19 protein-coding genes and 1 tRNA gene are annotated in these 25,129 nt (G+C 48.8%); 9 read left to right on the plus strand and 11 right to left on the minus strand.

All coding sequences use genetic code 11. The annotated features are described in order from the left end of the window. Positions 1–490 precede the first annotated feature (490 nt). A complete protein-coding gene (locus AC4BAN_RS05440) occupies positions 491–3,361 on the plus strand; it encodes a malectin domain-containing carbohydrate-binding protein (protein WP_490563363.1) in 2,871 nt (956 codons plus the stop codon). A gap of 29 nt (positions 3,362–3,390) precedes the next feature. Here AC4BAN_RS05440 and AC4BAN_RS05445 read toward each other — a convergent pair whose 3' ends face one another. From AC4BAN_RS05445 to AC4BAN_RS05455, 3 genes are all read right to left on the minus strand, one after another. Then, positions 3,391–4,542 (minus strand): MFS transporter, encoded by a 1,152-nt coding sequence (locus tag AC4BAN_RS05445; protein ID WP_490563364.1) that lies wholly within the window; start codon positions 4,540–4,542, stop codon positions 3,391–3,393. A 106-nt stretch (positions 4,543–4,648) separates the two neighbouring features. After that, positions 4,649–5,584, minus strand: a complete 936-nt coding sequence (locus AC4BAN_RS05450; RefSeq protein ID WP_490563365.1) for an isoaspartyl peptidase/L-asparaginase family protein — start codon at positions 5,582–5,584, stop codon at positions 4,649–4,651. A gap of 58 nt (positions 5,585–5,642) precedes the next feature. Then, positions 5,643–7,091 carry an alanine/glycine:cation symporter family protein gene (locus AC4BAN_RS05455; RefSeq protein WP_490563366.1) on the minus strand — a complete coding sequence of 483 codons (1,449 nt, stop codon included), beginning with the start codon at positions 7,089–7,091 and terminating at the stop codon, positions 5,643–5,645. Between the two features lie 466 nt (positions 7,092–7,557). Between AC4BAN_RS05455 and AC4BAN_RS05460 the strand changes: the two genes are divergently transcribed. Beyond that, the gene (locus AC4BAN_RS05460) at positions 7,558–8,676 is read left to right on the plus strand and encodes a fatty acid desaturase family protein (protein ID WP_490563367.1); all 1,119 of its coding nucleotides are present in this window, start codon (positions 7,558–7,560) and stop codon (positions 8,674–8,676) included. A 79-nt stretch (positions 8,677–8,755) separates the two neighbouring features. Here AC4BAN_RS05460 and AC4BAN_RS05465 read toward each other — a convergent pair whose 3' ends face one another. Then, the gene (locus AC4BAN_RS05465; RefSeq protein ID WP_490563368.1) at positions 8,756–9,268 is read right to left on the minus strand and encodes an ExbD/TolR family protein; all 513 of its coding nucleotides are present in this window, start codon (positions 9,266–9,268) and stop codon (positions 8,756–8,758) included. A gap of 294 nt (positions 9,269–9,562) precedes the next feature. Between AC4BAN_RS05465 and AC4BAN_RS05470 the strand changes: the two genes are divergently transcribed. After that, complete coding sequence (locus AC4BAN_RS05470) at positions 9,563–11,059, plus strand: malate:quinone oxidoreductase (protein WP_490563369.1); 1,497 nt, start codon at positions 9,563–9,565, stop codon at positions 11,057–11,059. Between the two features lie 102 nt (positions 11,060–11,161). On the opposite strand, the gene AC4BAN_RS05475 is transcribed toward AC4BAN_RS05470, so the two are convergent. Together AC4BAN_RS05475 and AC4BAN_RS05480 are read right to left on the minus strand one after the other, a co-directional pair. Beyond that, entirely contained in the window at positions 11,162–11,380 is a 219-nt protein-coding gene (locus AC4BAN_RS05475; RefSeq protein WP_490563370.1) for a hypothetical protein, read from the minus strand. 377 nt (positions 11,381–11,757) lie between these two features. Then, positions 11,758–12,300: a serine acetyltransferase gene (locus tag AC4BAN_RS05480; RefSeq protein WP_490563371.1), complete on the minus strand. Its 543-nt coding sequence runs from the start codon at positions 12,298–12,300 to the stop codon at positions 11,758–11,760. Positions 12,301–12,465: 165 nt separating this feature from the next. Here AC4BAN_RS05480 and AC4BAN_RS05485 point away from each other — a divergent pair, with 165 nt between their 5' ends. Then, positions 12,466–13,047, plus strand: a complete 582-nt coding sequence (locus AC4BAN_RS05485) for an START domain-containing protein (RefSeq protein ID WP_490563372.1) — start codon at positions 12,466–12,468, stop codon at positions 13,045–13,047. A 36-nt stretch (positions 13,048–13,083) separates the two neighbouring features. On the opposite strand, the gene AC4BAN_RS05490 is transcribed toward AC4BAN_RS05485, so the two are convergent. Together AC4BAN_RS05490 and AC4BAN_RS05495 are read right to left on the minus strand one after the other, a co-directional pair. Next, positions 13,084–14,025 (minus strand): DUF808 domain-containing protein, encoded by a 942-nt coding sequence (locus AC4BAN_RS05490; RefSeq protein WP_490563373.1) that lies wholly within the window; start codon positions 14,023–14,025, stop codon positions 13,084–13,086. 253 nt (positions 14,026–14,278) lie between these two features. Further along, the gene (locus AC4BAN_RS05495) at positions 14,279–14,947 is read right to left on the minus strand and encodes a pseudouridine synthase (RefSeq protein WP_490563374.1); all 669 of its coding nucleotides are present in this window, start codon (positions 14,945–14,947) and stop codon (positions 14,279–14,281) included. Positions 14,948–15,163: 216 nt separating this feature from the next. On the opposite strand from AC4BAN_RS05495, the gene AC4BAN_RS05500 reads away from it, so the two are divergent. From AC4BAN_RS05500 to katG, 5 genes are all read left to right on the plus strand, one after another. Beyond that, the gene (locus AC4BAN_RS05500) at positions 15,164–15,787 is read left to right on the plus strand and encodes a hypothetical protein (RefSeq protein WP_490563375.1); all 624 of its coding nucleotides are present in this window, start codon (positions 15,164–15,166) and stop codon (positions 15,785–15,787) included. 67 nt (positions 15,788–15,854) lie between these two features. Beyond that, positions 15,855–16,103, plus strand: coding sequence for a winged helix-turn-helix domain-containing protein (locus AC4BAN_RS05505; RefSeq protein ID WP_490563555.1), 249 nt, complete (start codon positions 15,855–15,857; stop codon positions 16,101–16,103). 63 nt (positions 16,104–16,166) lie between these two features. Then, positions 16,167–16,457: a hypothetical protein gene (locus AC4BAN_RS05510; protein ID WP_490563376.1), complete on the plus strand. Its 291-nt coding sequence runs from the start codon at positions 16,167–16,169 to the stop codon at positions 16,455–16,457. A gap of 79 nt (positions 16,458–16,536) precedes the next feature. Continuing rightward, positions 16,537–17,781, plus strand: coding sequence for a hypothetical protein (locus tag AC4BAN_RS05515; protein ID WP_490563377.1), 1,245 nt, complete (start codon positions 16,537–16,539; stop codon positions 17,779–17,781). 295 nt (positions 17,782–18,076) lie between these two features. Next, the gene (gene katG, locus AC4BAN_RS05520; RefSeq protein ID WP_490563378.1) at positions 18,077–20,332 is read left to right on the plus strand and encodes a catalase/peroxidase HPI; all 2,256 of its coding nucleotides are present in this window, start codon (positions 18,077–18,079) and stop codon (positions 20,330–20,332) included. A 255-nt stretch (positions 20,333–20,587) separates the two neighbouring features. Here the strand turns inward: katG and AC4BAN_RS05525 are convergent, their stop codons facing one another. From AC4BAN_RS05525 to topA, 3 genes are all read right to left on the minus strand, one after another. After that, positions 20,588–21,946 (minus strand): M24 family metallopeptidase, encoded by a 1,359-nt coding sequence (locus AC4BAN_RS05525; RefSeq protein ID WP_490563379.1) that lies wholly within the window; start codon positions 21,944–21,946, stop codon positions 20,588–20,590. Between the two features lie 436 nt (positions 21,947–22,382). Next, positions 22,383–22,457 (minus strand) — tRNA-Glu (locus AC4BAN_RS05530). Between the two features lie 113 nt (positions 22,458–22,570). Next, positions 22,571–24,991 (minus strand): type I DNA topoisomerase, encoded by a 2,421-nt coding sequence (gene topA, locus AC4BAN_RS05535; protein ID WP_490563380.1) that lies wholly within the window; start codon positions 24,989–24,991, stop codon positions 22,571–22,573. Between the last annotated feature and the right edge of the window lie 138 nt (positions 24,992–25,129).

Below are 25,129 nucleotides of genomic sequence, written 5' to 3' on the forward strand. Positions count from 1 at the left end.
CCGAGGAGGGAAATTTTACTCGTGCATGTAATTCCCCTCCCTGGAGGGGCTAGGGGTGGGTTAATCGCAACATGGGTTACCTAACCAACGCTGATAGCTCATTATCAATAATGACTATGATTACGGATATAGGCTTAAAGTGGCCTGCATGCCGGGAAACATTGCATCGCACAAGCTTCGTGTGCTTTTAAATTTCATGTGGCAGCAAGGTGTCGCACCAATCTATTTATTCTAGCCAATAACCGCTCGTTCTTCAAATTAACCTGGAAATACTGCAACTTCAATTTTAGTGAGATTCCAACACTTGATGCATGCGTTTTGCCAAATTCCTGAATTGTAGGTTCTTGAGCGCATGGCTCCCCTCACCTAAATGCGCTTCTTGCAGCATAAGCCTTGTTAAGACTCAAAACCGTTGCCTGCCTCTCTATAAATCCTAATTTTAATCGCTATGAAAAACCATACTCTAAATGAATATATAAGCCATTCAAAAATGAAAACCAGGCCTTTCCTTTTTTTCGGAGCGCTTGGTTTTTTCTTAATACTGTTTTTACATGCTCCCGTTGTGCTGGGCCAATGGACCCAGAAGCAGGATGCGAATTTCAAGCACGGCGAAATGGGTAGTGTGCTCTATAAAGGGCAACTCTACGTGTTCATGGGCTTTGGTGAATGGCCAAACGTGGAGCCCTCCAACGAAGCATACAACCCCGTAACTGATAAATGGACCCTGCTGGCTCCTATCCCTGCCGGAAATGGCGTTACCCATGAGGGAACGGTACTGGTGGATGACAAAGTATGGATCATCGGGGGACGGTTGTCAGATAATTATGGCCAGCTGACAAGTGCGGTCTGGATCTATGACATTACGCTGAACAGGTGGTCGGCAGGACCTGAATTAATAGACCCAGCCACCGGTCAAGCCATCCCGTGGGGCGGTGGTGGCGCTGCACTTGTGGGGCGCACGATCCATGTATTGGGCGGCTTTATCAATACGCCCTGCAACAACGACCAGGACAAGTACCACCTGACCCTGCAGGTGGATGACTGGCTGGCAGACCCCGTTAATACTAAATGGGAAAATAAGCTGACGCCACTTCCTATCAAACGGAACCACATCAGTACCACCACTTTCGAAGGGAAGATCTACGTTCTGGGGGGGCAGTTTGGGCACGATTGCGGGGGAGGGCAGGACCAGAAGTATTCCCATATGTATGATCCCTTAACAGATAAATGGACACGCCTGACAGACATGCCTACTGTGCGTTCGCACTGCGAGGCCTCTATCTTTCCGCTGGATGGCAAGTTGTATATAGCGGGAGGCGACGGAGGGCCTGATAAAGTAACGATCCTTTCTCCTGCCGCTAACAGTGGACTGGGTTCCTGGACCAACGCCTCTTTTGTGCTGCCCACTAACCCCAGCACCAATACCAATGGTTATATTGGCGTAGCGGCCCGCGTGATCGGTGAAACGTATGTGCTGGCCTGCGGAAAACTGGGCAACATTGATCCGCATGCCCAAACCTTTACCAGGCCTTTCAGCCGCAATATCCCTTATAAACTCGGTTTCACCGCCAGTTGCTTTACCAGGTCACTTCAGCCTGGGCAGTCCGTGGTGCTTAAAAACCTGCTTTATACCCTGGAAGGGGAGGCCGCATACAACCTCACTTCCGATGCTGCCTGGCTGAAGGTTACCAAAAATGCGAGCGGCGTAGCGCTTCCGACAGCCGTGGACGTGGAAGCAACCGTGAACACTACTGGTCTGGGTGACGGCGTGTATACCGCCAACATTACAGCCCAAAGTGTTGGCACTACCCCGGCCTATGCCAGTGCCAGCTTTTGTGTAAAGCTCACGGTTGGCAATGTACCGAATCCTGCACCAGAACCGGTGCAGGTGAATACGGGAGGTGGCAATTATACCGATGGCAGCAATACACTTTGGGAGTCAGACAGGTATTTTTCAGGGGGCGTTACCTCCTCCAAATCCTTTGATGTACTCGGAACAACAAACGACCCGCTGTACCTGAATTATCGCTACGCTTCAGGTGGCAAGGCTTTTAGTTATGCCATTCCGAATTTGGAATCTGGTGAGTACACTGTTGAGCTGCATTTTGTGGAGCCATACTTTAAGACCTCCGGCGCCCGAAAGTTTCATGCTGACCTGGAGGGGCAACGCGTGCTGAGTAACTTCGATCTGTACGCGGCAAGCGGCTATGGCTGGGCTGTGGTTAAAAGTTTTAGCAATGTGTCCGTTACCGATGGCACCCTGGACATACTCTTTACGTCTGTCACTAATAATGCCATCATCTCCGGTATTAAGGTCTTTAAAACAGGCACCGCGCCACCTCCAGCCTCCTATACACTAACTGTTATTTCCAACGGGAACGGAACGGTGGCCAAGTCGCCGAACCAGAGTACCTACGCCAGCGGAACACAGGTTACCCTGACTGCTGCGCCGGCAAGTGGCTATCAGTTTGCGGGATGGAGTGGCGATGCAACAGGAACGGCAAATCCGGTTACGGTTACCATGAATGCCAACAAAACGGTCACGGCTACCTTCACGGCATCACAGTCCGGGAGTGGCACTTACCTAAATGCGGGAGGCCCTGCGTACACGGATAAAGCGGGCCAGGTTTGGGCAGCTGATGCGTATGCCAGTAGTGGGGTTATTTCATCCAAATCCTTTGATGTAGCGGGCACTACCGATGATCCGTTATTCTTGAAGTACCGGTACGCTTCTTCCGGGCAGCCCTTCAGCTATAACATTCCGGTGAGCGGTGCAGGTACCTATTCCGTGGCTTTATACTTTGTTGAACCATACTTTGGCGCGCCTGGGAGCAAAGCAGCCGGAGCAGTGGGCGCACGCGTTTTTCATGTGGATGTGGAAGGTCAGCGGGTACTCAGCAACTATGATATTTACAAGGAAGCAGGGGCCGGTGTGGCGGTGATCAAAACGATTGCAAACGTCAGCGTTACCGACGGGAAATTAAGTATCCTGTTCACCTCCGTCACCGAAAACGCGATCATCTCAGCCATCGCGTTAACCCCATCGACAACTGCTGTTTCCACTTCGAGTGTGCTTGAGACGAAAGCTTCCGAAAGTAAACGAGGCATGCTGCTGTACCCCAATCCGAATGCTGGCGCAGCCCTGACCGTTGATCTTACAGGATACAACCCGGATGAAATGCTGCGGATAGCCCTGGTGGATGGAACTGGGCGTGTTTTACAAACTGCCATAACCGAGACGGATACCTTCGGGAATGCCAGGGTTGCTTTGGCCCCGGCCTTGCCACTCCCGAGAGGCGTGTATTATGTGCAGGTGAATGGCGCAGTTGCAAACAAACAGGCCAAGTTGGTTGTGCAGTAATAACTTTAAAATGCTAGGTAAAATTCAGGTTAGAAGCCGGAGGTCTTACTTTCCAGCTTAAAAAAGAACCGCGATACCGGGATGAGCATGATGCCGGCGAAAGCGAAAAGAATGAACGACACTTTTAAGCTGAACGCATGCGCCAGGTACCCGATCAACGGCGGACCGATCAGCATGCCGATGATGCCGTAAGTCACGATGATGGAAAGCGTGACGCCGGGGGAGTACTTTGTGGAGGAACCGGCCAGGGTATATGTCATGGGGATAACCGATGCGGTGCCGAAGCCTACCAGCGAAAAGCCAACCATGGCAGGCCAGAACGTAGGGAACAGGATTGCCAGGCTGATACCCAGGAAAATGAAGGTGGCGCTAAGCACATAGGTTCTGGCCATGCCGATCCTGGTGATGATGCGATCGGAGATGAAGCGGGAAAGCGCCATGAAGGACATAAAGATGAGGTAGCCGGAGGTAAACACTTCTTCTTTTACCACCTGCTGAAAATAAATGCCACTCCAGTCGAACATGCCCCCTTCGCACACGGCGGCGAAAAACACCAGCAAGCCCAGGTATACGATGGACGGATCGGGCTTGCCCAAAGACAACTTATTGCCAGTTGTGGAGCGGTCGTTTCGGAGCAGGAACCGGGAGCTTAGCCAGGTCATCAGCATAGAGATTAGGGAAACGGATACCAGGTGGGGCTCAATAGAAACTTCCAGTGAAACAAGCATGGTGGTAAAACCGACGCCAATTATGCCGCCCAGGCTCCATAGGCCATGGAAAGAGCCGTTAATCTTTTTCTCAGACTGCTTCTGCAGTGTGATGGCCTGTGTGTTAACGGCGATGTTGAAAATACGCATGCTTAGCGAGAACAGGAAAAGCGCCACCACCAACTCGAGGGAAGTATGGGCAAACCCGATTACGGAAAGGGAGAGGGCATTAAGGAGAAAAGCCGCCGTTAAAGGCACCCGGCTATCGAAGCGCGTCACCAGCCAGCCGGAAAGGGGCAAGCCGATCAAAGAGCTGACAGGCATGGTTAGAAGAATGGTGCCCAGCTCGGCCTCGTTCAGTTTAAGTGAGCCTGCGATGGTGGGAATACGGGAGGCCCAGCTGGCAAAGTTGAAGCCTGCCAGTAAGAAAAAAACACTTAGCGACAGCCGCTGCTTGTTCGGGTTTAACATCATGGGGTATTAATACCACAAAGATGCAAAATGTTCCGTGCCAACATATCATTTGCGCTTCGGCCCCGCTGTTTTCTTCGTTTTAAATCTTACGGGCAAGAATTAAATCCTATTCGATGATCATGTGGCAGGCATTTACCTGTCGTTTTCCGTCGGGCGTGATGCTGGCCCAGAACATGCCTTCGGTGCTGTGCGGTGTGGCAGTGTTTCCATGGCTATCCAGGGAGATCACACCTCCCACGCCTCCGGCTTTGGTCAGTTTGTTAAACAGCACCTCCTGGGTTGCCTCCTCCACGCTAAAACCTTTGTATTCCATTAGGGCGGCAATGTCGTGCCCCACCGTGAAGCGGATGAAATACTCGCCATAGCCGGTGCAGGATACGGCGCATACCTGGTTGGCGTAGGTGCCGGCACCGATGAGGGGCGTATCGCCCACGCGGCCATACTTTTTGTTAAGCATGCCGCCAGTGGAGGTGCCCGCTGCCAGGTTACCTTTGGCATCGAGGGCTACCGCGCCTACTGTGCCGTATTTGGATGGCTCCGGAACCTCCTGCAGCCTGCTTTCCTGCTGTTTCAGAAGCTGTATCTGCTCCCAGCGCTCCTCAACCCTGAAATAAGCAGGATCGACGATCTCGAGCCCCGCCGCAGCGGCGAAGGCATCGGCGCCAGCGCCTGTCAGCATCACGTGCCCGGAGGTTTCCATCACCTTACGGGCCGCCGAGATCGGGTTTTTAATGGTTTTGGTTCCGGCGATGGACCCTGCCTTCAGGTTGCTGCCATCCATGATGGCGGCATCCAGTTCGTTTTCTTCATCGGCAGAGTACACGGCACCTTTGGCCGCGTTGAACAGGGGGGAGTCCTCTAGTATTTTTACGCTGGCCTCCACGGCATCCAGGGCCGTGCCGCCCGATTTCAGAAGGGAAAAGCCTGCTTCTGCGGCCTCGGATAGTTTTTCGGTGTATGCTTTTTCTTTTTCAGGAGGCATCGGCTCCTGGTATAACCTGCCGGAACCTCCGTGAATGATGATAGCGATGGGTGCGTTCATGTTGTATAAGCTGTGCTTTGCTGCGTATTTATTTTGCGTTACTAGAGAGGGGGGAACTTTATACTACTTCAAGGGCCTTTTCTTCCTGGTGCTCCCATTCCTCTGCATTCAGGATGCCCAGCTTGCGTGGCTCGAACACAGGGTCTAAACCGGCCTTCCGCTGCTCCTGGTAATCTTTAAGCGCGCGCAGGGCAGGTTTTCTGAGCAGCAAGATAGCGACTACGTTTAACCAGGCCATCACGCCCACGCCAATGTCTCCCAGCATCCAGGCTGACTCCGCCGTTTTAACGGAACCGTAAAAAGTGGCTGCCAGGATAAAGGCGCGCAGTGCCCAGATCATCCATTTGTTTCCTTTTTTGTTCAGGTAGCTCAGGTTGGTTTCGGCAATATAATAGTAGGCCATGATGGTAGTGAACGCAAAAAGCAGCAGCGAGAAAGCCACAAAGCCGCTACCCAAGGCTGGGAAATAGGTGTTGACGGCCTGCTGCGTGTACTCTGGTCCGAAGGCCACACCCGGCAGGTTCTCCACAATGAAACCACCTGCTGGGTTTACCACGTTATACTGCCCCGTGAACAGGATCATGAAAGCAGTGGCTGTGCAAACGAAGAGGGTATCCACGTAAACCGAGAAAGCCTGTACCAGCCCTTGTTTTGCAGGGTGGCTTACTTCTGCCGCCGCTGCTGCATGCGGTGCTGTTCCTTGTCCGGCCTCATTCGAATAGATACCGCGTTTCACGCCCCACGAGATTGCCATGCCGAACACGCCGGCAAAAGCTGGCTCAATGTCGAAGGCGGAGCGGAAGATCAGACTGATCACAGCGGGTACTTCCGTAATGTTGGCTGCAATGATGATGACCGTCATCAGGATATAGGCGCCGGCCATAAACGGAACCGCTACCTCGGCGACCTTCCCGATACGCTTCACGCCTCCAAAAATGATCAGGGCCAGCAAAACGGTCACGCCAGCGCCCGTAACGGCAACAGGTATATTAAACGCTGTGTGCATGCTGGAGGCAATGCTGTTGCTTTGCACGCCAGGTAAGAAAAGGGCCATGCTGATGATGGTGGCAACGGCAAACATCACGGCATACCATTTCACGCCCAATCCTTTTTCGATGTAGTAGGCCGGACCACCCCGGTATTCGCCGTCTTTCACCTGCTTGTAAATTTGCCCGAGGGTGGCTTCGATAAAGGCGGAAGAACTGCCCAGAAACGCGATCACCCACATCCAGAACACGGCACCCGGGCCGCCCATGGCTATAGCCGTGGCTACGCCAGCTATGTTTCCGGTTCCCACACGCCCGGCAATGGCCACCGAGAAAGCCTGAAAAGAGCTGATGCCCTTCGCCGAGGACTCACCTTTGAAAAGTAAGCGCAGCATTTCCCGGATGTAACGCACCTGCAGGAACCTGGTTACCACAGAAAAATACACGCCTGCCCCAAGACAAAGTATGATGAGTGCATTGCTCCAGACAATGTCGTTGATCGAACTGATGATATTTTCCATGTGCTAGTACCGGGTAAATTTTTTAGGTGGAAGGCACCATGTTTGTTGATGCCCTGATTCATTCTGACCCTTAAAGTAGTGTATTTTTTTCTAACATGCCCGTTTCCTAGGGTTTACCTTCGTAAATAAGGGGCCTAAAGGATAGGATCATTTTCCCCGGATTTTCAATAAAGCATGTTTTAAATAAACAGAAGCAGGTGTACTCAAATCTATTGCGAAGTAATTGCCGTATGTTGTAATAAATGTGGCAGGCCTTTTGCATACCAAGCTTGTATGCGGCCGGGATGCGGTTTTTGTTATTAAAAATCATCCTTAATCATAAGCCATACTTGCGGAATGTATGAACTGCCTTTAGCAGTTAAATTCTGCCGATTATATCATTCTTTTGTATCCCTTTTGATCGACATTGTGTTTTTCAGCTGCGCTACTAAAGCAAAATTAAATTTATTACTTCATCCAACACAACTTGTCACAAAAAGTAAGATTCATCAACACTCATCAAACCGAATTCTTTGCCACCGTCCGAAAAAGAGTAGAGGCTTATTTCCAATCTGAAGGAATTTCTAAAAATGCGAACAAGGCCATGTGGGGAAAGGCTGTTTTCTTTCTATCCGGGTTTGTAACCTTGTATTTTCTTATACTTTCTGATCAGTTCAATGGCTGGTCCATGCTGGGAATGAGTGCCCTGATCGGGGTTTTCGCAGCCTTTTTGGGCTTCAACGTTTGCCATGATGCCATTCATGGTTCTTTTTCCAGAAACAGTACCATAAACAAGTTGTTGAGCCGCGTTTTTTATATGATCGGCGCTAATCCTTATCTCTGGAACATTACCCATAACATTGTACACCATACTTATACCAATATTCCGGGTCATGATGAGGACATTGAGGTGGCCCCGGGGCTTATCCGTTTGTCGCATGATGAGAAGGTGAATAAGTTGCAGCGCTACCAGCATTTCTATGCTTTCTGGCTTTATGGGCTCGCGTCGCTGATGTGGGTTTTTCGCAAGGATTATAAAAAGTTTTTTCAGAAGAACATCGGGCAGCACCAACTGAAACACCCAACCCGAGAGTATTATAACCTATTCATATCCAAGTTTCTATACTATTTTGTGTTCCTGATTTTGCCTTTGTTGGTCCTGAGCATTACGTGGTGGCAGGTGGTGATCGGGTTTGTGGTAATGCACCTTGCAGAAGGTATGGTTATGGGCCTGGTTTTTCAGTTAGCGCATGTGGTGGAGGGCACCGACTTTCCGATGCCGAATGCGGAGGGAAATATTGAGGAGGCCTGGGCAGAGCATCAGCTGCGCACGACGGCCAATTTTGCACCAGACAGTACGCTGGCTGCTTTCCTGCTCGGCGGGCTTAACCGGCAGATTGAGCACCATTTATTCCCAAAGGTGTGTCACATTCATTATCCCGCCATTTCCACGATCATACAGCAAACTGCCTCTGAGTTTGAATTGCCCTATAACGCCAGCCCTACTTTTTTGGCTGCCCTTCAGTCGCATTACCGCATGCTGCGCAAGTTTGGCAAAGAGGCTTACCAGGAACAGCATAAACAAATTGCCCTGGCTGCCTGCTAGCCAGCTTTTACTTTCAAAAGCCGTCAGCTTTGGGTTTTGCGCCCAACTGACGGCTTTTTGTTTTAAAAGACTAAATCGCTCATAAACCGGCAAGCAGTTCCTTATCTTCCTTTTCCAGCTTCACGATAGCGAACTTTCTGGTGTCGGTAATCTTCAGCTCGTCCAACAGGTCTACCAAGTTTTTATAACGTGCTTTTTTATCTGCTTTTATAAGCACCACTAATTTCGGATTTGCTTTTACATGGTCGGAAATCAGTACTTTTCTGATTCCTCCTGCCGAAAGGTTAGTCTGGTTTACCTTAGGTTTATCACCGGAAAAGCCCATATAATAATAGACTATGTTCTGTTCACCCAATATAATAGTTAAGGCATTTTTGCCCGAGATAGGGGTATGTGTCGATATATCTTCCGGGTCGAGTGGCATGTGCAGTTCCATAGTCTGTAGCTTTGTGAAGGTGGTGGTGAGCATGAAAAATGTGAGCAACAGAAAAGCCAGGTCCACCATGGGAGTCATGTCCAGGTGAAAAGCCATCCTTTTAGCTCTGTTCTTACGCTCTTTCCTGTTACCGGAGTTTTCTTGCATTTGTGCCATAGTATCTACTTTAAAATGAATAATTTATTTTAGGCTGCGGTATTTCCTGCAAATGCGGATAGCTTGCCTGCCCTATTATCCTTATGATGCAGGCCAATTCAGAATTCCATACATTTCAGAATTTTTTTTTTCCATTTCCCTAACGCATACTTATTACCGCACAGCCGAAGGGCGTAGCGCCCCGTATACTTTTAAAAATTGGGTACAAAAGGACTGTTGGTGCAACTGGTGTTTGCCAATTACAGGAAAGGAGCACGCATTTAACCGCTTAATTTAATTTTGAAAAGATAAAATATGTTTGGATTAAATAGCCAGCCTGAAGCTACCCCTGATGTTGTATTGATTGGTGCCGGGATCATGAGTGCCACCCTGGGTATGCTGTTGAAGCAACTGGACCCTGACCTGACGATCGCCATTTATGAGCGACTGGATGTGGCGGCGGCAGAGAGCTCAGACGCCTGGAATAATGCGGGCACAGGCCATTCCGCCTTCTGTGAACTTAATTATACCCCTCTGCTTCCAAACGGGTCCGTTGATACCTCCAAGGCCATTAAAATTGCGGAGTCCTTTGATGTATCCAGGCAGTTCTGGGCTTACCTGGTGTCGCGGGTGAGCATCGATGTGCCTCTAAATTTTATTGAAAACATCCCGCACATGAGTTTTGTGTGGGGCGAAAAGAACGTGGCTTTTTTGAGGAAGCGTTTTGAGGCCTTACAGGAGTGCCACCTGTTTAAGGGTATGGAGTATTCCGAAGACCCGCAACAGCTGCGGCAGTGGTTTCCGTTGATCATGGATGGCCGTGAAGATACCGTGCACCTGGCCGCCACACGGATGCCCATTGGCACGGATGTGAATTTTGGCGCACTTACGCGAGGTATGTTCCACTACCTGGATCAATTGCCCGGCGTTTCGTTGCATTTTGGGAAGGAGGTGCGCAAGCTGAAGAAGAAGCGCGGCGGACGCTGGCGCCTTAAAATTGAGGACAAGCACACCGGCGAAAACCATAAAGTGAAGACTGGATTTGTATTCATCGGTGCCGGCGGCGGCGCTTTGCCCTTGCTTATTTCTTCTGATATTCCGGAAGGGAAGGGCTACGGCGGATTCCCGGTGAGTGGGCGGTGGCTGAAATGCACGAACCCGGATATTATTGCCAGGCACGAGGCTAAAGTGTATGGCAAGGCTGCTGTCGGTTCTCCCCCCATGTCAGTGCCGCACCTGGACACGCGCTTTATCAACGGAAAGAAGGAACTGCTGTTTGGGCCCTATGCCGGATTCACTACACGGTTTCTGAAACGGGGCTCGTTCATGGATCTTCCCTTGTCCGTAAAATTCGATAATTTGAGGCCGATGCTGGCCGCAGGTTTCCGCAACATTCCGCTTACACGCTACCTGATCAACCAGGTGCGGCAGTCGCCGGAGGACCGAATGATTGCCCTCCGGAATTTTGTACCGAAGGCAAAGCTATCCGACTGGGAACTGAAAATTGCCGGTCAGCGGGTACAGGTGATCAAAAAACACCCCGACCATGTTGGGGTGCTCGAATTCGGAACAGAGGTGGTGAGTGCGGCAGATGGCTCGCTTGCGGCTTTGCTAGGGGCTTCTCCGGGTGCCTCAACAGCCGTTTCGATCATGCTGAAGCTACTGGCACAATGCTTCCCTGAAAAAATACAGAGTGCGGAATGGCAGGCAAAACTCAAGGAAATGATTCCCTCTTACGGAGAATCGCTTGCTGAAAACCAAGAGCTTTTAGATGAGGTTAGGGCCTGGACAAGCAAGGTGCTGGAATTATAGCTGAAGAAATGTTAACAAACAGCAAGGCGGAACAGCTAAGCTTTTATACTTACGCTGTTCCGCCTTGCTGTTTATGTTCCGTAAGAACTTTACGAAACCTTGTTAGTTGTTTATATCATCAGTTTCTATGGTTTCCGTTTCAGTTTCCATGGTTGTATCTATGTCCCGAATGGTTTTCTCCACCTTGATCTCGGATACCGTAGTATCGGAATCAATTACAGTTCCATCTGTTTCCTCGTTGGTTACACCTGCGTTGTCGCCGCAGGAATAAAAGCTAAGTGAACCGATAAGAACTGCACATGCAAACATTAATTTTTTCATCGTTCTGTTGTTTAGGTTTTACATCAAAAAACAAGAGGCTTTTGTGACCTGTTGTTTTGATTGTGCTATTACATAGGCACAAGTATAGATGTTTACGCGTTTCAATGTATTAAAGGTTTAAAACCAATTATTTACCTGTGCTGAAAATGAAATAAAACTGGTGATGTCGTTTTTAAAAAAAACGTTCAGGCGGACACAAATCTTTGCATTCAGATATTACCTTAAGTTGCGATTTAAAATATGTATTGAAGCTGTAAACCCACCCCTAGCCCCTCCGAGGAGGGGAATTACATGCACGTGTAAAATTCCCCTCCCTGGAGGAACAAGGGGTGGGTTAATCGAAACTTGGGTTAATAGATAATTGCTTAAAATTTTGATCACGACAGAGATAAGGCAGTTTCATCGGTTTTTACCGGATGGAGTGGCTCCAGGAACTTAATGACCCGGGCTGGGTTGCCCACTGCCACGGCGTTATCCGGAATGTCTTTTACAACTACCGAACCGGCACCTATCCGCACATTATTCCCAACCCTGACTTCGCCGATGATACAAACATTGGAGCCCACTTCCACATCGTTACCGATGATGGGAGAGCCGGAATACGTACCATCTTCGCGCCGGATGTTACCAAGTGTGGTGGAGTGCCTGAAGAAACAGTTGTCGCCAATAACTGTACAGCCGTTCACGACAAGCGCATGGCCGTGGCCCAGGTAAAAATTTTTGCCCACCTGCGTCCAGTGGGGCAATTCGATGCCCATAAACCATTCTACTAATAGCTTGTAAAAGGCCAGGTACGGCAACCAGATGACCCTTATAAATTTGTTAATGGAAGCAGGACGTGCCATTCGGAAAAGCACCATCACCAAACGGCCCTTCAGGTTATTCTTGTTAGTGTTCCAATCCTGGAAAATATACGACATAGGAAAGCTAAGATTTAGGTTTTTGCTTTACGGGATGTAAGGCAAGGTGTTGTCAGAAAACCATGCCTGCCTTTTGGATGTATTAAAAATTTTACAAACCTGATCTTCAGCTAACCCGGTATGCCCGTACATTTGCTTTATTTTTTCAGATCTATTCTAGCAGCTATGCTGCTGTTACACACTGCAGCTCAAAACGATAGCACGAATACTGCCTGGAAATTGGTAAAAGACCAAAACAACATCCGTGTATTTACAGCTGATGCGGCAAACTCTAATTTTAAGAAGATCAAAGTAGAGGCAGTGGCGCAGGGAAATTGGCAAAATATCATCCCTGTTTTTCAGGATATAGCAAACTATGACCAATGGGTGTATGCTACCGACCATGCCTACCTGATCAAAAAAATCAACAACCTGGAAATGGCATATTACATTGAAACGAATCTGCCGTGGCCTGCCAAGAACCGGGATACGGTTATCCGGATGAAAATAAACGAAACCTCTGACGGCAGGCTAGTAGTGGATACTGAGGGTGAGCCGAACGCCATGCCTCCGAAAGAGGGGAAGGTACGGGTAAAGCATTTCACAGGGAAATGGACTTTCGAGAAAATTGAAAACGGGAAGATCAGGGTCACTTACTTTCTTGCAGTAGATCCGGGAGGCTTCCTACCCTCCTGGATCGTGAATGTGTATATTGCGAAAGGGCCGCTCGACACTATTTCAAGACTTTCTGGTTTGTTGCAAAAATAAGCCAGGTTTGCCTCTTCAAACTATTATCTGGCTGTTTCAGACGCTTGTACTACTAAAGCCTTTTCTAATTTTTTGAACATAGGTCACCCCAATGGCGATGATACCTCCTAAAATTAACCCACCTACTGCTGAAACCAGCACCTTTGCCAGCCAGGCAAGGGCCGGCACATCTGCAAGCGCTACCTCCAGGTTGTGAAGCGCATGATTGGTAAACGGGATTCCGTGCGCAATAATTTCTGCCCCCACCCACAGCATAGCGGCGGTGCCTACATAACCCAGAAGGGATAAGAAACCGGGCATAAATTTCACGATACCCTGGCCGAGCTGACGGATACGCCTGTGGTGGTTCTCCTTTGCCAGATGCAAGCCAATGTCGTCTGCTTTTACTATAAGCCCAACAAAACCATAAACAGCGATCGTGATGAAAACACCCACGGCGAGCATGACACTAATTTGGGTAAATAATGGTTTGTCAGCCACCGTGGAATAAGTAATGGCTACAATTTCAGAGGACAGGATCAGGTCGGTGCGCACGGCACTCTTCACCCTGGACTGTTCCAGCCCCTCCGGCGTAATGGCTTCCATATCCTGTGCGGCGTCAGGGGCATGCTCGGCTGCATGCTTTCCAAATAGGGAGTGTACTTTTTCATAGCCTTCGAAGCACAGATAGGCACCGCCCAGCATAAGAATAGGAGGGATGGCCCAGGGCGCAAAAAAACCAAGCACCAGCGCTGCCGGACTCAAAAAAAGTAGTTTGTTGAGCAGCGATTTTTTAGCGATCTGGTAAATGATGGCAAGTTCCCTGGACGGGTCAAGCCCTACCACATACTTCGGTGTAACGGCAGTGTCATCGATCACTATGCCCGAAACCTTGCCCGTTGTTTTGGACACTTGTGCCGGCACATCATCCAGGCTTGCAGCACTTACCTTTACCAGGGCAGCCACATCATCTAATAGCGCAAGAAGTCCTGTAGCCATTGTTTATTTTCTTAAAGATTTTTTCAGCGCTTTTTCAGTAGTGCGGGTAGCAGGACTGTGTCCTGCAGCAATGGAGCACACGCGCTTCGTTTGGCAAATAACGTAAAAATGGGTTTACCGATGCAAATAGAAACCAGTACAAGGGTAAGCAAATTACTTTTATTTGTTTGCATACCTATGTATCATACCATATATCACGTGCCATGCCTGGCAAATAACGACTTGCTATTCCTGCCATTGGGCTGCGATTCTATTATAATGAGTCGGTGATTGCATGCTTCAAATGGCTGATCTCCTCTTGTGTAAGGTGGCGCCATTCCCCAGGGGCTAAATTGCCGAGCTCAAGGTTTATAATCCGGGTACGCACGAGTTGCTGCACCTGGTAACCCAGCTTGTAGCACATTCTCCTGATCTGTCGGTTGAGCCCTTGTGTCAGGGTGATGTTAAACGTCGTTTCATCCACCGGTTCAACATGTGCCGGGCGTGTTGTTTTTCCCATGATCATAATACCAGCGGTAAGCCCAGCTATCGCCTCTTGGGTAAGCGCATGGTCCACGGTTACCCTGTATTCCTTTTCCTGGTGCTTTTCGGCGTGTAGTATTTGGTAAGTCGCATCTCCGTCGTTGGTAAGCAACAGCAATCCCTCCGACGCCTTATCCAGTCTGCCTACCGGAAAAACACGTTCCGGAATGGCTATCGCTTCCAACAGGTTATGGGCGATGGTAGTATTCATGGTGCATTCAACGCCGGGAGGTTTATGGTAGGCGATGTACACCGTTCTTCTGGCCTCTTTAATGACCCGCTCATCCACTTTAACTTCATCTGCGGGCAAAAGCACCTGTTGCAACAGGCCTTTTTTGCCGTTAACCAACACCCTCCCTGAAAATATATAGTCAGCAGCTTCTGTGTAAGATAAATTCAATTTTTGGACGACAAAAAACCTAAGGGAGGAAGAGAGGGCTTTCATGGATGTAGAAAAGCTGCTTAAAAATTATTTGTGCTGTTATGGCTTGTAAGATACCATTCTCTTTTAAGAAGTATAGTTTTACACGGAGCCGATTTCCCCAAATAATATTTAAATCAAAAAACTTGACATTACGTAAAGCCTTATTAACTTTGAAACACAAAGTACTTTAAAATGAATCAGCAGCAAGACCAGTTATCCACCCTGCACGAGATCCGCAATATCATGGATCGCTCTTCCCGGTTTATTTCGCTCAGCGGCTTGTCTGGTATTGCTGCCGGCATATCGGCACTTATAGGTGCAGCAGTAGTAAAATGGTACCTGGTGTCGAATGGTATCAAGTATGAGCAGGGAGCAAGCCTTCACCTCACCCGTGAGTCCATTGTATTCATACTTTCAGTAGCCGCAATTGTGTTTTTGTTGGCCCTCGGTTCAGCAACTTATTTTACTGCCCGCAACGCCCGCAAAACTAACCACAAGGTTTGGGATAGCAAAACGGAGCGGATGCTGGTGAACCTGTTTATCCCTTTGGCGGCTGGCGGTATTTTTTGTACGATTCTGATCTATCACAACCTGCTGTTCTTAGTCGCGCCAACGATGCTTATTTTTTATGGTTGTGCCTTGTTAAACACAAGCAAATACACCCTTAGCGATATTCGGTATTTGGGCCTGATCGAGATCATACTTGGCCTGCTTGCCAGCTTTTTTGTGGGCTACGGCTTACTTGCCTGGACGCTTGGTTTTGGTGTGCTGCACATTGTGTATGGTACGCTCGTGTATTTTAAGTACGAACGCTAGCAGCCCCGTGAAAGCCTACCTGGAAAATATAAACAAGGCCTTTGAGAGCAAGGCGCGGCTGGGTATTATGTCGGTACTGATGGTGGAAGACTGTGCCGATTTTAGCACGCTGAAAGATACGCTGCAGTTAACTGATGGTAATTTGGCCAGCCACTTGCGTGCGCTGGAAGAAGCGGAATACCTGCAGGTGGAAAAGCAGTTTGTCGGGCGTAAACCCAACACGACTTACCAGGCAACTCATGCTGGTAGGGAAGCCTTTAACAGTCACCTGGATGCACTGGAGCAATTGATTTTAAGCAACCGGAAAGAAAATTGATTTTTTTTAAATTTACACTTTGTAACTCAAAGTACTTTTATTTTTAACTAAAACTACAGAACCATGGTCATGCAAAACAAAAGACTTTTTGGAATTATGCTCGGTGTAGCAGCAATCCTTTCCATTCCCTTCATAGCGATGCAGTTCACGGATGAGGTAAAATGGACCTTATTTGATTTTATGATCATGGGTGTCCTGCTGCTTGGCACCGGCTTTCTGTGTGAACTCGTCATCCGGACCGTCAAGAACAAAGATTACCGGATCGCTTTTATCGCAGTTATCCTGGTAGCGCTTTTACTTATGTGGGCTGAGTTGGCAGTGGGCATTTTCGGGACCCCGTTTGCGGGTAGTTGATCCGTAAAACCTGAAATGAATATGAAGCGTGCACGAGGTACAAACATCTGATTCAAAGTTCTAATTTTAAAGTAAAAGCATGAAGCATGAGATTATTTGCCATTTAAACGATCCGGGCCAGCTCGAGAAGCTCTACCGCAGCAACAAAACGCCTTTTAAGCAGGAGTTCAGGGCACTTTATCCAGAAATAAAAGGGAATGCGCTTGCAGATTTCTGGAACGAGCGGCTGAATTATGAAAGCGAGGATATTAGCTGGGGCACAGGCAGGGAGTTATGCTATATGATAATTGCAGCATTATTAGCTGGTTTAATAGCCAAGATTCCGGCTATATTCCAGATCGATGCCGAAAATTTTTATCCTAGAAACATCGGCTTTATCTTTCTTCCGCTCCTGACAGCCTATTTTTCCTGGAAAAATAACCTGGGGCTAAAGCGATGGGTAGTGGTCAGCGGATTCATGTTCGTCTCTTTGATCTACATCAACCTGCTTCCAGCCTCTACCACAAGCGACACACTGCTGTTAGCCTGCATCCATCTGCCCTTGGTGTTATGGGTAATTTTAGGAACTGCATTTATGGGTAAAAGCCTGAGCGATGCCGGCAGGCGCCTGGCGTATTTAAGGTATAACGGCGACCTGGTAGTGCTAACGACGCTTATCTTGATTGCAGGCGGCATCATGACAGGGCTTACAATCGGGCTCTTCTCGCTGATCGGCTTTCATATCGAGCAGTTTTACTTTGAATATGTCGTTATAGCCGGACTAGCTGCAGCACCCATCGTGGGCACCTACCTTACCCAGACCAATCCGCAACTGGTGGGAAAAGTTTCTCCGGTTATCGCAAAAATTTTCAGCCCGCTGGTGCTGCTCATGCTCGTGATATACCTGGCAGCAGTAGTTTATTCCGGCAAAGACCCTTACAACGACCGGGAATTTCTACTGTTATTCAATGGCTTATTAATTGGAGTGATGGCCATCATTTTCTTTTCGCTTGCAGAAAACACCAAGACATCTGGAAGCAGGGCGGAAATTTGGATACTGTCGTTGCTCTCAGTAGTAACTGTTATCGTGAATGGCATCGCATTGTCTGCCATTTTATTCCGGATCTCTGAATGGGGTATTACCCCTAACCGGGCGGCTGTACTCGGCGGAAATGTGCTGATTCTAATTCACCTGCTTTTGGTAACGGCTCAATTCTTTAAGGTACTTTCTAAGAAAAATGGTTTGAACGGAGTAGCTAATACCCTTGCCGTCTACCTGCCCATTTATTTCATATGGGCCATGTTCGTGACCTTCCTTTTTCCGATTATTTTTGGTTTCAAATAGTGCAACTAATCATAAGCCCAAGCAGAGAATTTAAGTTTATAAACAGGCGGCCCATTAAAATCGCTTTTTCAATCATTCGTTCTGATATTGGTGACAGGGTGGAAGGAATAATGTAGAGGTCAACAAAAGTCTATAGTGACTGGCTAAAATCAGACATTATAGATTTTTGTTATATAAAGATAGATTTAATTGAAGCGATGTAAATAGGATTTAGAGCCATCAATAAGTATATTTATAAATGGGTTATGCTTGCGTAACCACGGTTTCAAGAATTAAACTTTTCATTATCTACACTATGGAACATAAAAAAGACAGGCATGTAGCCCCTAATACGCCGGTATGGGATACCAACGAATCCAGAAGATGCCCTTTCATGGGGGGAGCTATCAAGTCCACCACTGCCAGTGGCAGAACCAACCGCGATTGGTGGCCAGACATGCTTAACCTCAGGATACTGCATCAGCACTCTGCTTTGTCTAACCCGATGGAGGAGGACTTTAACTATGCTGAGGAGTTTAAAAGCCTCGATCTGAAGGCGGTAAAGCAGGACCTGTATGACCTGATGACAGATTCGCAGGACTGGTGGCCGGCAGATTACGGGCACTATGGTCCTTTCTTTATTCGCATGGCCTGGCATAGTGCGGGTACTTACCGTATTTCCGATGGCCGTGGTGGCGCAAGTTCCGGCTCTCAGCGTTTTGCCCCTCTTAACAGCTGGCCCGACAATGCCAACCTCGACAAGGCGCGCCTGCTGCTTTGGCCCATCAAACAGAAGTATGGAAGGAAGATCTCATGGGCCGATTTGATGATCCTGGCTGGTAATTGCGCCTTGGAATCCATGGGGCTGAAGACCTTTGGCTTTGGCGGCGGACGAGAGGATGTGTGGGAGCCGGAGGAAGATATTTACTGGGGATCAGAAGGAGAATGGTTAGGAAATAAGGAGCGTCACGAAGGTGGCGTGCTGGAAAGTCCGCTGGCTGCCTCGCACATGGGACTGATCTATGTGAACCCCGAAGGACCAAACGGAAACCCTGATCCGATAAAAGCTGCCCATGACATCCGGGAGACTTTCGGACGTATGGCGATGAACGACTACGAGACCGTGGCCCTGATTGCGGGCGGACATACTTTTGGTAAAACACACGGCGCAGCCGACCCACGTGATTACGTAGGCGTAGAACCTGCAGGAGCCGACATTGCGGAAATGGGCTTAGGCTGGAAAAACACCTTCGGGAAAGGACATTCCGAGAATACCATCACCAGTGGTCTGGAAGGTGCCTGGACCACCAGCCCTACAGCATGGAGTAACAATTTTTTTGAGAACCTCTTCGGCTTTGACTGGGAGCTTACCAAAAGTCCTGCCGGTGCGCACCAATGGAAGCCAAAAGACGATGCCGGTGCAGGTACTGTTCCGGATGCCCACGATCCGTCTAAAAAGCACGCCCCTTTCATGCTCACCACCGACCTTTCGCTGAAGATGGACCCAGCCTATGAAAAGATCTCCAGGAAGTTTTTTGAGAACCCTGATGAGTTTGCCGATGCGTTTGCACGCGCCTGGTTTAAGCTTACGCACCGCGATATGGGTCCGATCTCGCGCTACCTGGGCCCGGAAGTACCTCAGGAAGAACTGATCTGGCAAGACCCGGTGCCAGAGGTAAGCCATGAGTTGATTGATGAGAATGATAGCAAGGAGTTGAAAAGCAGAATGCTGGATGCAGGGCTTTCTGTCTCGCAGCTGGTGACAACAGCATGGGCGTCGGCATCCACTTACCGCGGTTCCGATAAAAGGGGAGGCGCCAACGGGGCGCGTATTCGCCTGGCGCCGCAACGCTACTGGGAAGTAAACAACCCTTCGGAGTTGACGGATATCCTGAATACCTATGAGCGCATTCAGAAAGAGTTTAATGCGGCACAGAACGGTGGCAAGCAGGTTTCAATAGCCGACCTGATCGTGTTAGGCGGCAATGCCGGTATCGAGAAAGCTGCCAGGGATGCCGGCCATGAGGTGCAGGTGCCTTTCACGCCCGGCCGTACCGATGCCACCCAGGAGCAAACTGATGTGGAGGCTTTTTCCATACTGGAGCCGAATGCAGACGGGTTCCGCAACTATTTCGGTAACCACGAGCATATATCCGCCTCAGCTGAAGAAATGCTGATAGACCGTGCGCAGCTGATGACGCTTACGGCACCGGAGATGACCGTACTGATAGGCGGGATGCGCGTGCTGAACACGAACTACGACCATTCGAAACACGGCGTGTTCACCAGCCAGCCTGAAACCCTGAACAACGATTATTTTGTGAACCTGCTCGACATGGGCACCACCTGGAAGGCTACTTCTGAGGCAGATGTCGAATTTGAAGGCCGTGATCGCAGAACAGGGGAAGTGAAGTGGACCGGAACTCGCGTAGATTTAATCTTCGGTTCCAACTCGGAGCTTCGGGCTATCGCTGAACTGTATGCCTGCTCAGATTCCAAGGATCGATTTGTGAAAGACTTCGTAAAAGCCTGGAACAAAGTCATGAACCTGGACCGCTTTGATGTAAAGTAGTTATAGCATTGTCTGCCCGGTGTTTTATAATCGGGCAGATTCCACTATTAAATTAAGAATTTAAACTTCCTGTTTTAGGGTTATATGTAACATATTCCTAAAACAGGAAGTTTTATTTATTAAGCTTTTTAAAACACTTTCTATTTCTTTTACTTAAAGTTTCTAAAGCTGGTTTAATGAAGAAAGTCTCTTATTACATATAGCAACCTGCTTCATTAAAAAAATAGACTTCTCGGATAACTAGGACTGGTAAAGTTACTGCTTCAGATAAGTTGTCTTACGCGGAATAAGCAGCAACTCTTTTTGCCGGCCGTCTACATAGCGAATGCTGTTTAGCGTGAGAATTGCCTGCTCTTCTAGCATCACCCTTATCTCTTTGTTGTTCCACTCCGGCAGGTTTACCTTTGCATTCAGTTCGATGGCATAAACTGTATTGTGGCGCAACGGGTAATCGCCTGTGCCGGGCACGCCTTGCTGCATGTCCCACATGCCGATGGAAGGCCCGGCGCCGTGGCCGTGGTAACCGATGGGGTGTGAGTAAATGCTGGCAATAATTTTCTCTTGCTGCGCCTGCGCTAGTGCCTCTTGCAGTACCTGGTTCCCGGTCTTACCTTCTTTAAACTTCGATGTCAGGATGTCTTGCAGGCGGTTGCCGGTGGCTAGTGCTTTTGCAAGATAGGCTGGTGCCTCTGATTCGCCGGGCTTCAATACATAGGCTAGCTGCTGGACATCGGTGTTCAGGCCCAGGTAAGTAATGCCCAGGTCTACGTGCAGCAGATCGCCGGGCATGATAACTTCCACGCCGGGGTGTTGTGAGAACGAGCGATTTGTATCGCCGGCACCGGGGTTGGCGCGCTGCACATCCACGGTTGGGTGGAACCAGGCATCCAGTTTCAGGTCGGCGATGCGCTCACGGTACCACCACATCACATCCTCGGTTGTGGTAATTCCCGGTTGTATCGCCTCCTCAGAAAATCCTGCTGCTATAATGCTGTGTCCGATGCGGCTGATCTGCTCATAAATCTCCAGCTCACGGTCTGTGCGGGTTTGCAGCCACTCCACGGCCAGGCGCTCTGCCGACACTACGGCTTTTTTATGTGTTGGAGGCAGGTAGTGCATTAGGCTGTCGTATTCTGCTTTGGTAAGCCCATCGGCATGGGCGTAAGTAGGAGAGTAGTTCAGACCGATCTTTTTAGGGTTGCGTTCTTTTATCAGTTGCACCAAACGCTTCCACTGGTTAGGCTCCTGCTCAGGCGCCCAGGCACCTTTTAACAGGTTGCCGATGTCGTAACGGGCAACGGCCAGTTTCTCTATGCCTTTGGCCGCGCCTTTATCGTGATAGAGCATGATGGTGCGACGGCGGGCTGACAGCCAGGTAGCTGGCAGCATTGTTTTAGCTACCGGGTCTTCGTTATATTCCCGTGCCACAATTACCCACATATCAATGCCCTCGCGGCGCATCAGGTCGGGGAGGAGCTTTTCCATACGCTCCTGCAGCAGCGCATCTTCTATGGCTGCCCTTTCACGCAGGGGCAGGATGTTAGGCAGCTGCTGGGCTGTAGTAAACACGGCGTGTAGCTGCAGAAAAAACAGAAGCGATAAAAGTATTTTCATATGAGGCCTGTGGGAGTGGATGTAAGGTATGTCGCAAAGATAGCAATCTACAGCACTTTTGCCAGCAGGGAAGGGAAGCAGTCTGATAAGGGTATGAAACCCATGAGCCGTGAAGTCAGCCCTATATGATGTTGGGTAACCCCTTTAAACTTTGGAAACCTATATGTAATCCATTGGCCCCCGAATTTTGTTGATAGTAGCATCAAATTAACGGTGGCGCACGCGTCCTGTGTGTAAGTCGCCAAGATTGCCTTCGGTGCCAGGCAAGCGGTATGTTTAAGACCAGGCGACAGCGTTGAAATCACAAGCTATTGCCTAGTCTATTTCTCTGGGCTATGGCTCTTTGACGCGTAGTAAGTTCGATAAGTATAGTCGAATGAAAAAATTATCGACACAAAAAAGCCGCTCTATTTTTTCATAAAGCGGCTTTTTACCTTGGTAGCCCGTAGGGGAATCGAACCCCTGTTACTAGAATGAAAATCTAGCGTCCTAACCCCTAGACGAACGGGCCGTTCTGCCTGATTGTGGTGCAAATATACTAGCTGTTTTTTTATGTGCAAGTGGCAACGGTATAATTATTACGATTGCCACTTGCAGCACTTTTCAGGCAACTGAACTTTTTAGTTATTTTTTAGAAGAAGCTTTTGGCTTAGCGGCCTTTTTGGCTTTTGGAGCCGCTTTCTTGGCCGGGGCTTTCTTCTCTTTTGTAGCAGCTGGCTCCGCTTTTTTCTTAAATCCACCACGACCCTTTTTCTCCGGGGTAGCCTCTGCCAGATCCAGGCATTCCTGTAGTGTGAGGTCCAGTGGTTCTTTGCCCTTCGGGATCTTCACGTTTTTCTTACCCACTACTATGTAAGGACCATAGCGGCCATTCAGTACCTGCACATCAGGGTTTTCTTCGAACACCTTAATCGACTTCTCCGCATCCGATTTTCGCTTAGCCTCTATGAGCGCAACGGCTTCCTCTGCAGTTACCTGTAACGGATCGAGGGTTTTTGGTAAAGAGTAAAACTTGCTGTTGTGGCGAATATAAGGCCCGAAACGGCCAATAGCGGCAGTCATGTCCTTTTCTTCAAAAGTACCCACAATGCGGGGTAGCTTAAATAATTCTAAAGCATCCTCGAGCGTAATGGTTTCTAAGAACTGGCCTTTCCGCAGACTCGCGTAAACCGGCTTTTCTTCCGTTTCGGTGTTCTCTTCTCCTAGCTGCACATAAGGGCCAAAACGACCCAGCTTCGCTATAATGGCTTTACCTGAGATCGGGTCAATACCAACCTCGCGTGCTCCCGAAACATCGGCTCGGGAAATCTGCTCGCTTGACTCGATGCGCTCATGGAATTTCTGGTAAAACTGATCCAGCATCTGTTCCCATTCCTTCTGCCCCTGTGCGATCTCATCAAATTCAGCCTCTACACGGGCCGTAAAAGAATAATCGATCACGTTGGGGAAATGCTCCACCAAAAAATCATTTACGACCATGGCAATATCTGTCGGGAAGAGCTTGGCTTTCTCAGCACCCGTTATTTCTGTTTTTGTCTGCTGATTGATTTGATCTTCCTTAAGCGTTAAAACCTGGAACTGTCGCTCTTTCCCATCTCTGTTGTCCTTTTCAACATAGCCGCGTTTCTGGACGGTAGAAATAGTGGGCGCATAAGTAGAAGGTCTGCCAATGCCCATTTCTTCTAATTTTTTCACCAGGCTGGCTTCCGTGTACCGTGCAGCTGGCCGTGAAAAGCGCTGTGTAGCAAGCATTTGTCTAAGACTGAGCAAGTCGCCGACACTAATAGGTGGTAACATCCCCTTCACATCGTCCTCTGACTCCTCTTCATCTTTCGATTCGATGTAAACCTTCAAAAACCCTTCAAATTTGATCACTTCGCCGGTTGCCTGTAGTTTCTGGTCGGCGATGGTGGAGATCCCGATTGTTGCGGTCGTTTTCTCAATCTCTGCGTCAGCCATTTGCGAGGCGATGGCCCTTTTCCAGATCAACTCATACAGGCGCTGCTCATTCCTGTCATCACTGGCCACCATCTTAGAGAAATCAGTTGGACGAATGGCTTCGTGCGCTTCCTGGGCCGAGGCGGACTTGGTTTTAAAATGGCGTACTTTCAAAAACTGCTCTCCAAAAGAACGGTTAATCTCATTTGTGGCGCCTTGAATAGCCTCTTGTGAGAGATTCACGGAATCGGTACGCATGTACGAGATCTTACCAGACTCATACAGGCGTTGTGCCACGGTCATGGTTTGCGCTACAGAAAAGTATAACTTACGACTGGCCTCCTGTTGTAGCGTGGAAGTAGTAAACGGGGGAGAAGGGCTACGCTTTAAAGGTTTCTTTTCAAGATTCTCTATTTTGTAGTTTGCCCCGATACATTGCTGCAGAAAGGCCTGCGCCTCTTGCTCTGTCTTAAATTTTGCCGGCAGTTCTGCATCTAACACTTTGCCCTGCACATCAAACGAAGCCGTGATCCGGAAAGTAGACACCGAGTTGAAACGATCGATCTCGCGCTCACGCTCCACCACCAGTCGCACAGCCACAGACTGCACCCTGCCGGCGGAAAGGCCCGTTTTAATTTTTTTCCAGAGCACAGGCGATAGCTCAAAACCTACTAAACGGTCCAGCACACGACGGGCCTGCTGCGCATTTACCAGGTCCATATCTATCCCGCGGGGGGAGTTAATGGCATTGAGAATAGCATTCTTGGTGATCTCGCGGAAAACGATACGTCTCGTTTTGGAATCGTTCAGATTCAGGGCCTCGGTCAGGTGCCAGGAAATGGCCTCACCCTCGCGGTCATCATCCGATGCCAGCCATACAATTTCAGCCTCCTTGGCCAGTTTGCGCAACTGCGATACGATTTCCTTCTTATCGGCAGAAACAACGTACGTTGGTTTAAAACCGTGCTCCACGTCAATCGCGTTGTTTCCTTTCGGCAGGTCGCGTACGTGGCCATAGCTTGACTTTACAATAAAATCTTTCCCTAAATAACCCTCGATTGTCTTCGCCTTGGCCGGCGACTCTACTATTACTAAGTTTTTTATCATCCTTTATATTTACAGGCCGTTAAGCTGAAATTTGCCCAAAGTTCAATTAATTTTCTGAACTATTACAACCTCATTCGTATAACATAGGTTTAACATCAAAAATATTTTACATCTTTTACCAGTTCATTAGCATCTATA

The sequence above is a fragment of the Pontibacter sp. GD13 genome (assembly GCF_058216355.1).

Coding starts and splice junctions, on each gene's coding strand:
- AC4BAN_RS05440 (WP_490563363.1), top strand. CDS start 491: ATGAAAACCAGGCCTTTCCTTTTTTTCGGAGCGCTTGGTTTTTTCTTA.
- AC4BAN_RS05445 (WP_490563364.1), bottom strand. CDS start 4,542: ATGATGTTAAACCCGAACAAGCAGCGGCTGTCGCTAAGTGTTTTTTTC.
- AC4BAN_RS05450 (WP_490563365.1), bottom strand. CDS start 5,584: ATGAACGCACCCATCGCTATCATCATTCACGGAGGTTCCGGCAGGTTA.
- AC4BAN_RS05455 (WP_490563366.1), bottom strand. CDS start 7,091: ATGGAAAATATCATCAGTTCGATCAACGACATTGTCTGGAGCAATGCA.
- AC4BAN_RS05465 (WP_490563368.1), bottom strand. CDS start 9,268: ATGGCACAAATGCAAGAAAACTCCGGTAACAGGAAAGAGCGTAAGAAC.
- AC4BAN_RS05470 (WP_490563369.1), top strand. CDS start 9,563: ATGTTTGGATTAAATAGCCAGCCTGAAGCTACCCCTGATGTTGTATTG.
- AC4BAN_RS05475 (WP_490563370.1), bottom strand. CDS start 11,380: ATGAAAAAATTAATGTTTGCATGTGCAGTTCTTATCGGTTCACTTAGC.
- AC4BAN_RS05480 (WP_490563371.1), bottom strand. CDS start 12,300: ATGTCGTATATTTTCCAGGATTGGAACACTAACAAGAATAACCTGAAG.
- AC4BAN_RS05485 (WP_490563372.1), top strand. CDS start 12,466: ATGCTGCTGTTACACACTGCAGCTCAAAACGATAGCACGAATACTGCC.
- AC4BAN_RS05490 (WP_490563373.1), bottom strand. CDS start 14,025: ATGGCTACAGGACTTCTTGCGCTATTAGATGATGTGGCTGCCCTGGTA.
- AC4BAN_RS05500 (WP_490563375.1), top strand. CDS start 15,164: ATGAATCAGCAGCAAGACCAGTTATCCACCCTGCACGAGATCCGCAAT.
- AC4BAN_RS05505 (WP_490563555.1), top strand. CDS start 15,855: ATGTCGGTACTGATGGTGGAAGACTGTGCCGATTTTAGCACGCTGAAA.
- AC4BAN_RS05510 (WP_490563376.1), top strand. CDS start 16,167: ATGGTCATGCAAAACAAAAGACTTTTTGGAATTATGCTCGGTGTAGCA.
- AC4BAN_RS05515 (WP_490563377.1), top strand. CDS start 16,537: ATGAAGCATGAGATTATTTGCCATTTAAACGATCCGGGCCAGCTCGAG.
- katG (WP_490563378.1), top strand. CDS start 18,077: ATGGAACATAAAAAAGACAGGCATGTAGCCCCTAATACGCCGGTATGG.
- AC4BAN_RS05525 (WP_490563379.1), bottom strand. CDS start 21,946: ATGAAAATACTTTTATCGCTTCTGTTTTTTCTGCAGCTACACGCCGTG.
- topA (WP_490563380.1), bottom strand. CDS start 24,991: ATGATAAAAAACTTAGTAATAGTAGAGTCGCCGGCCAAGGCGAAGACA.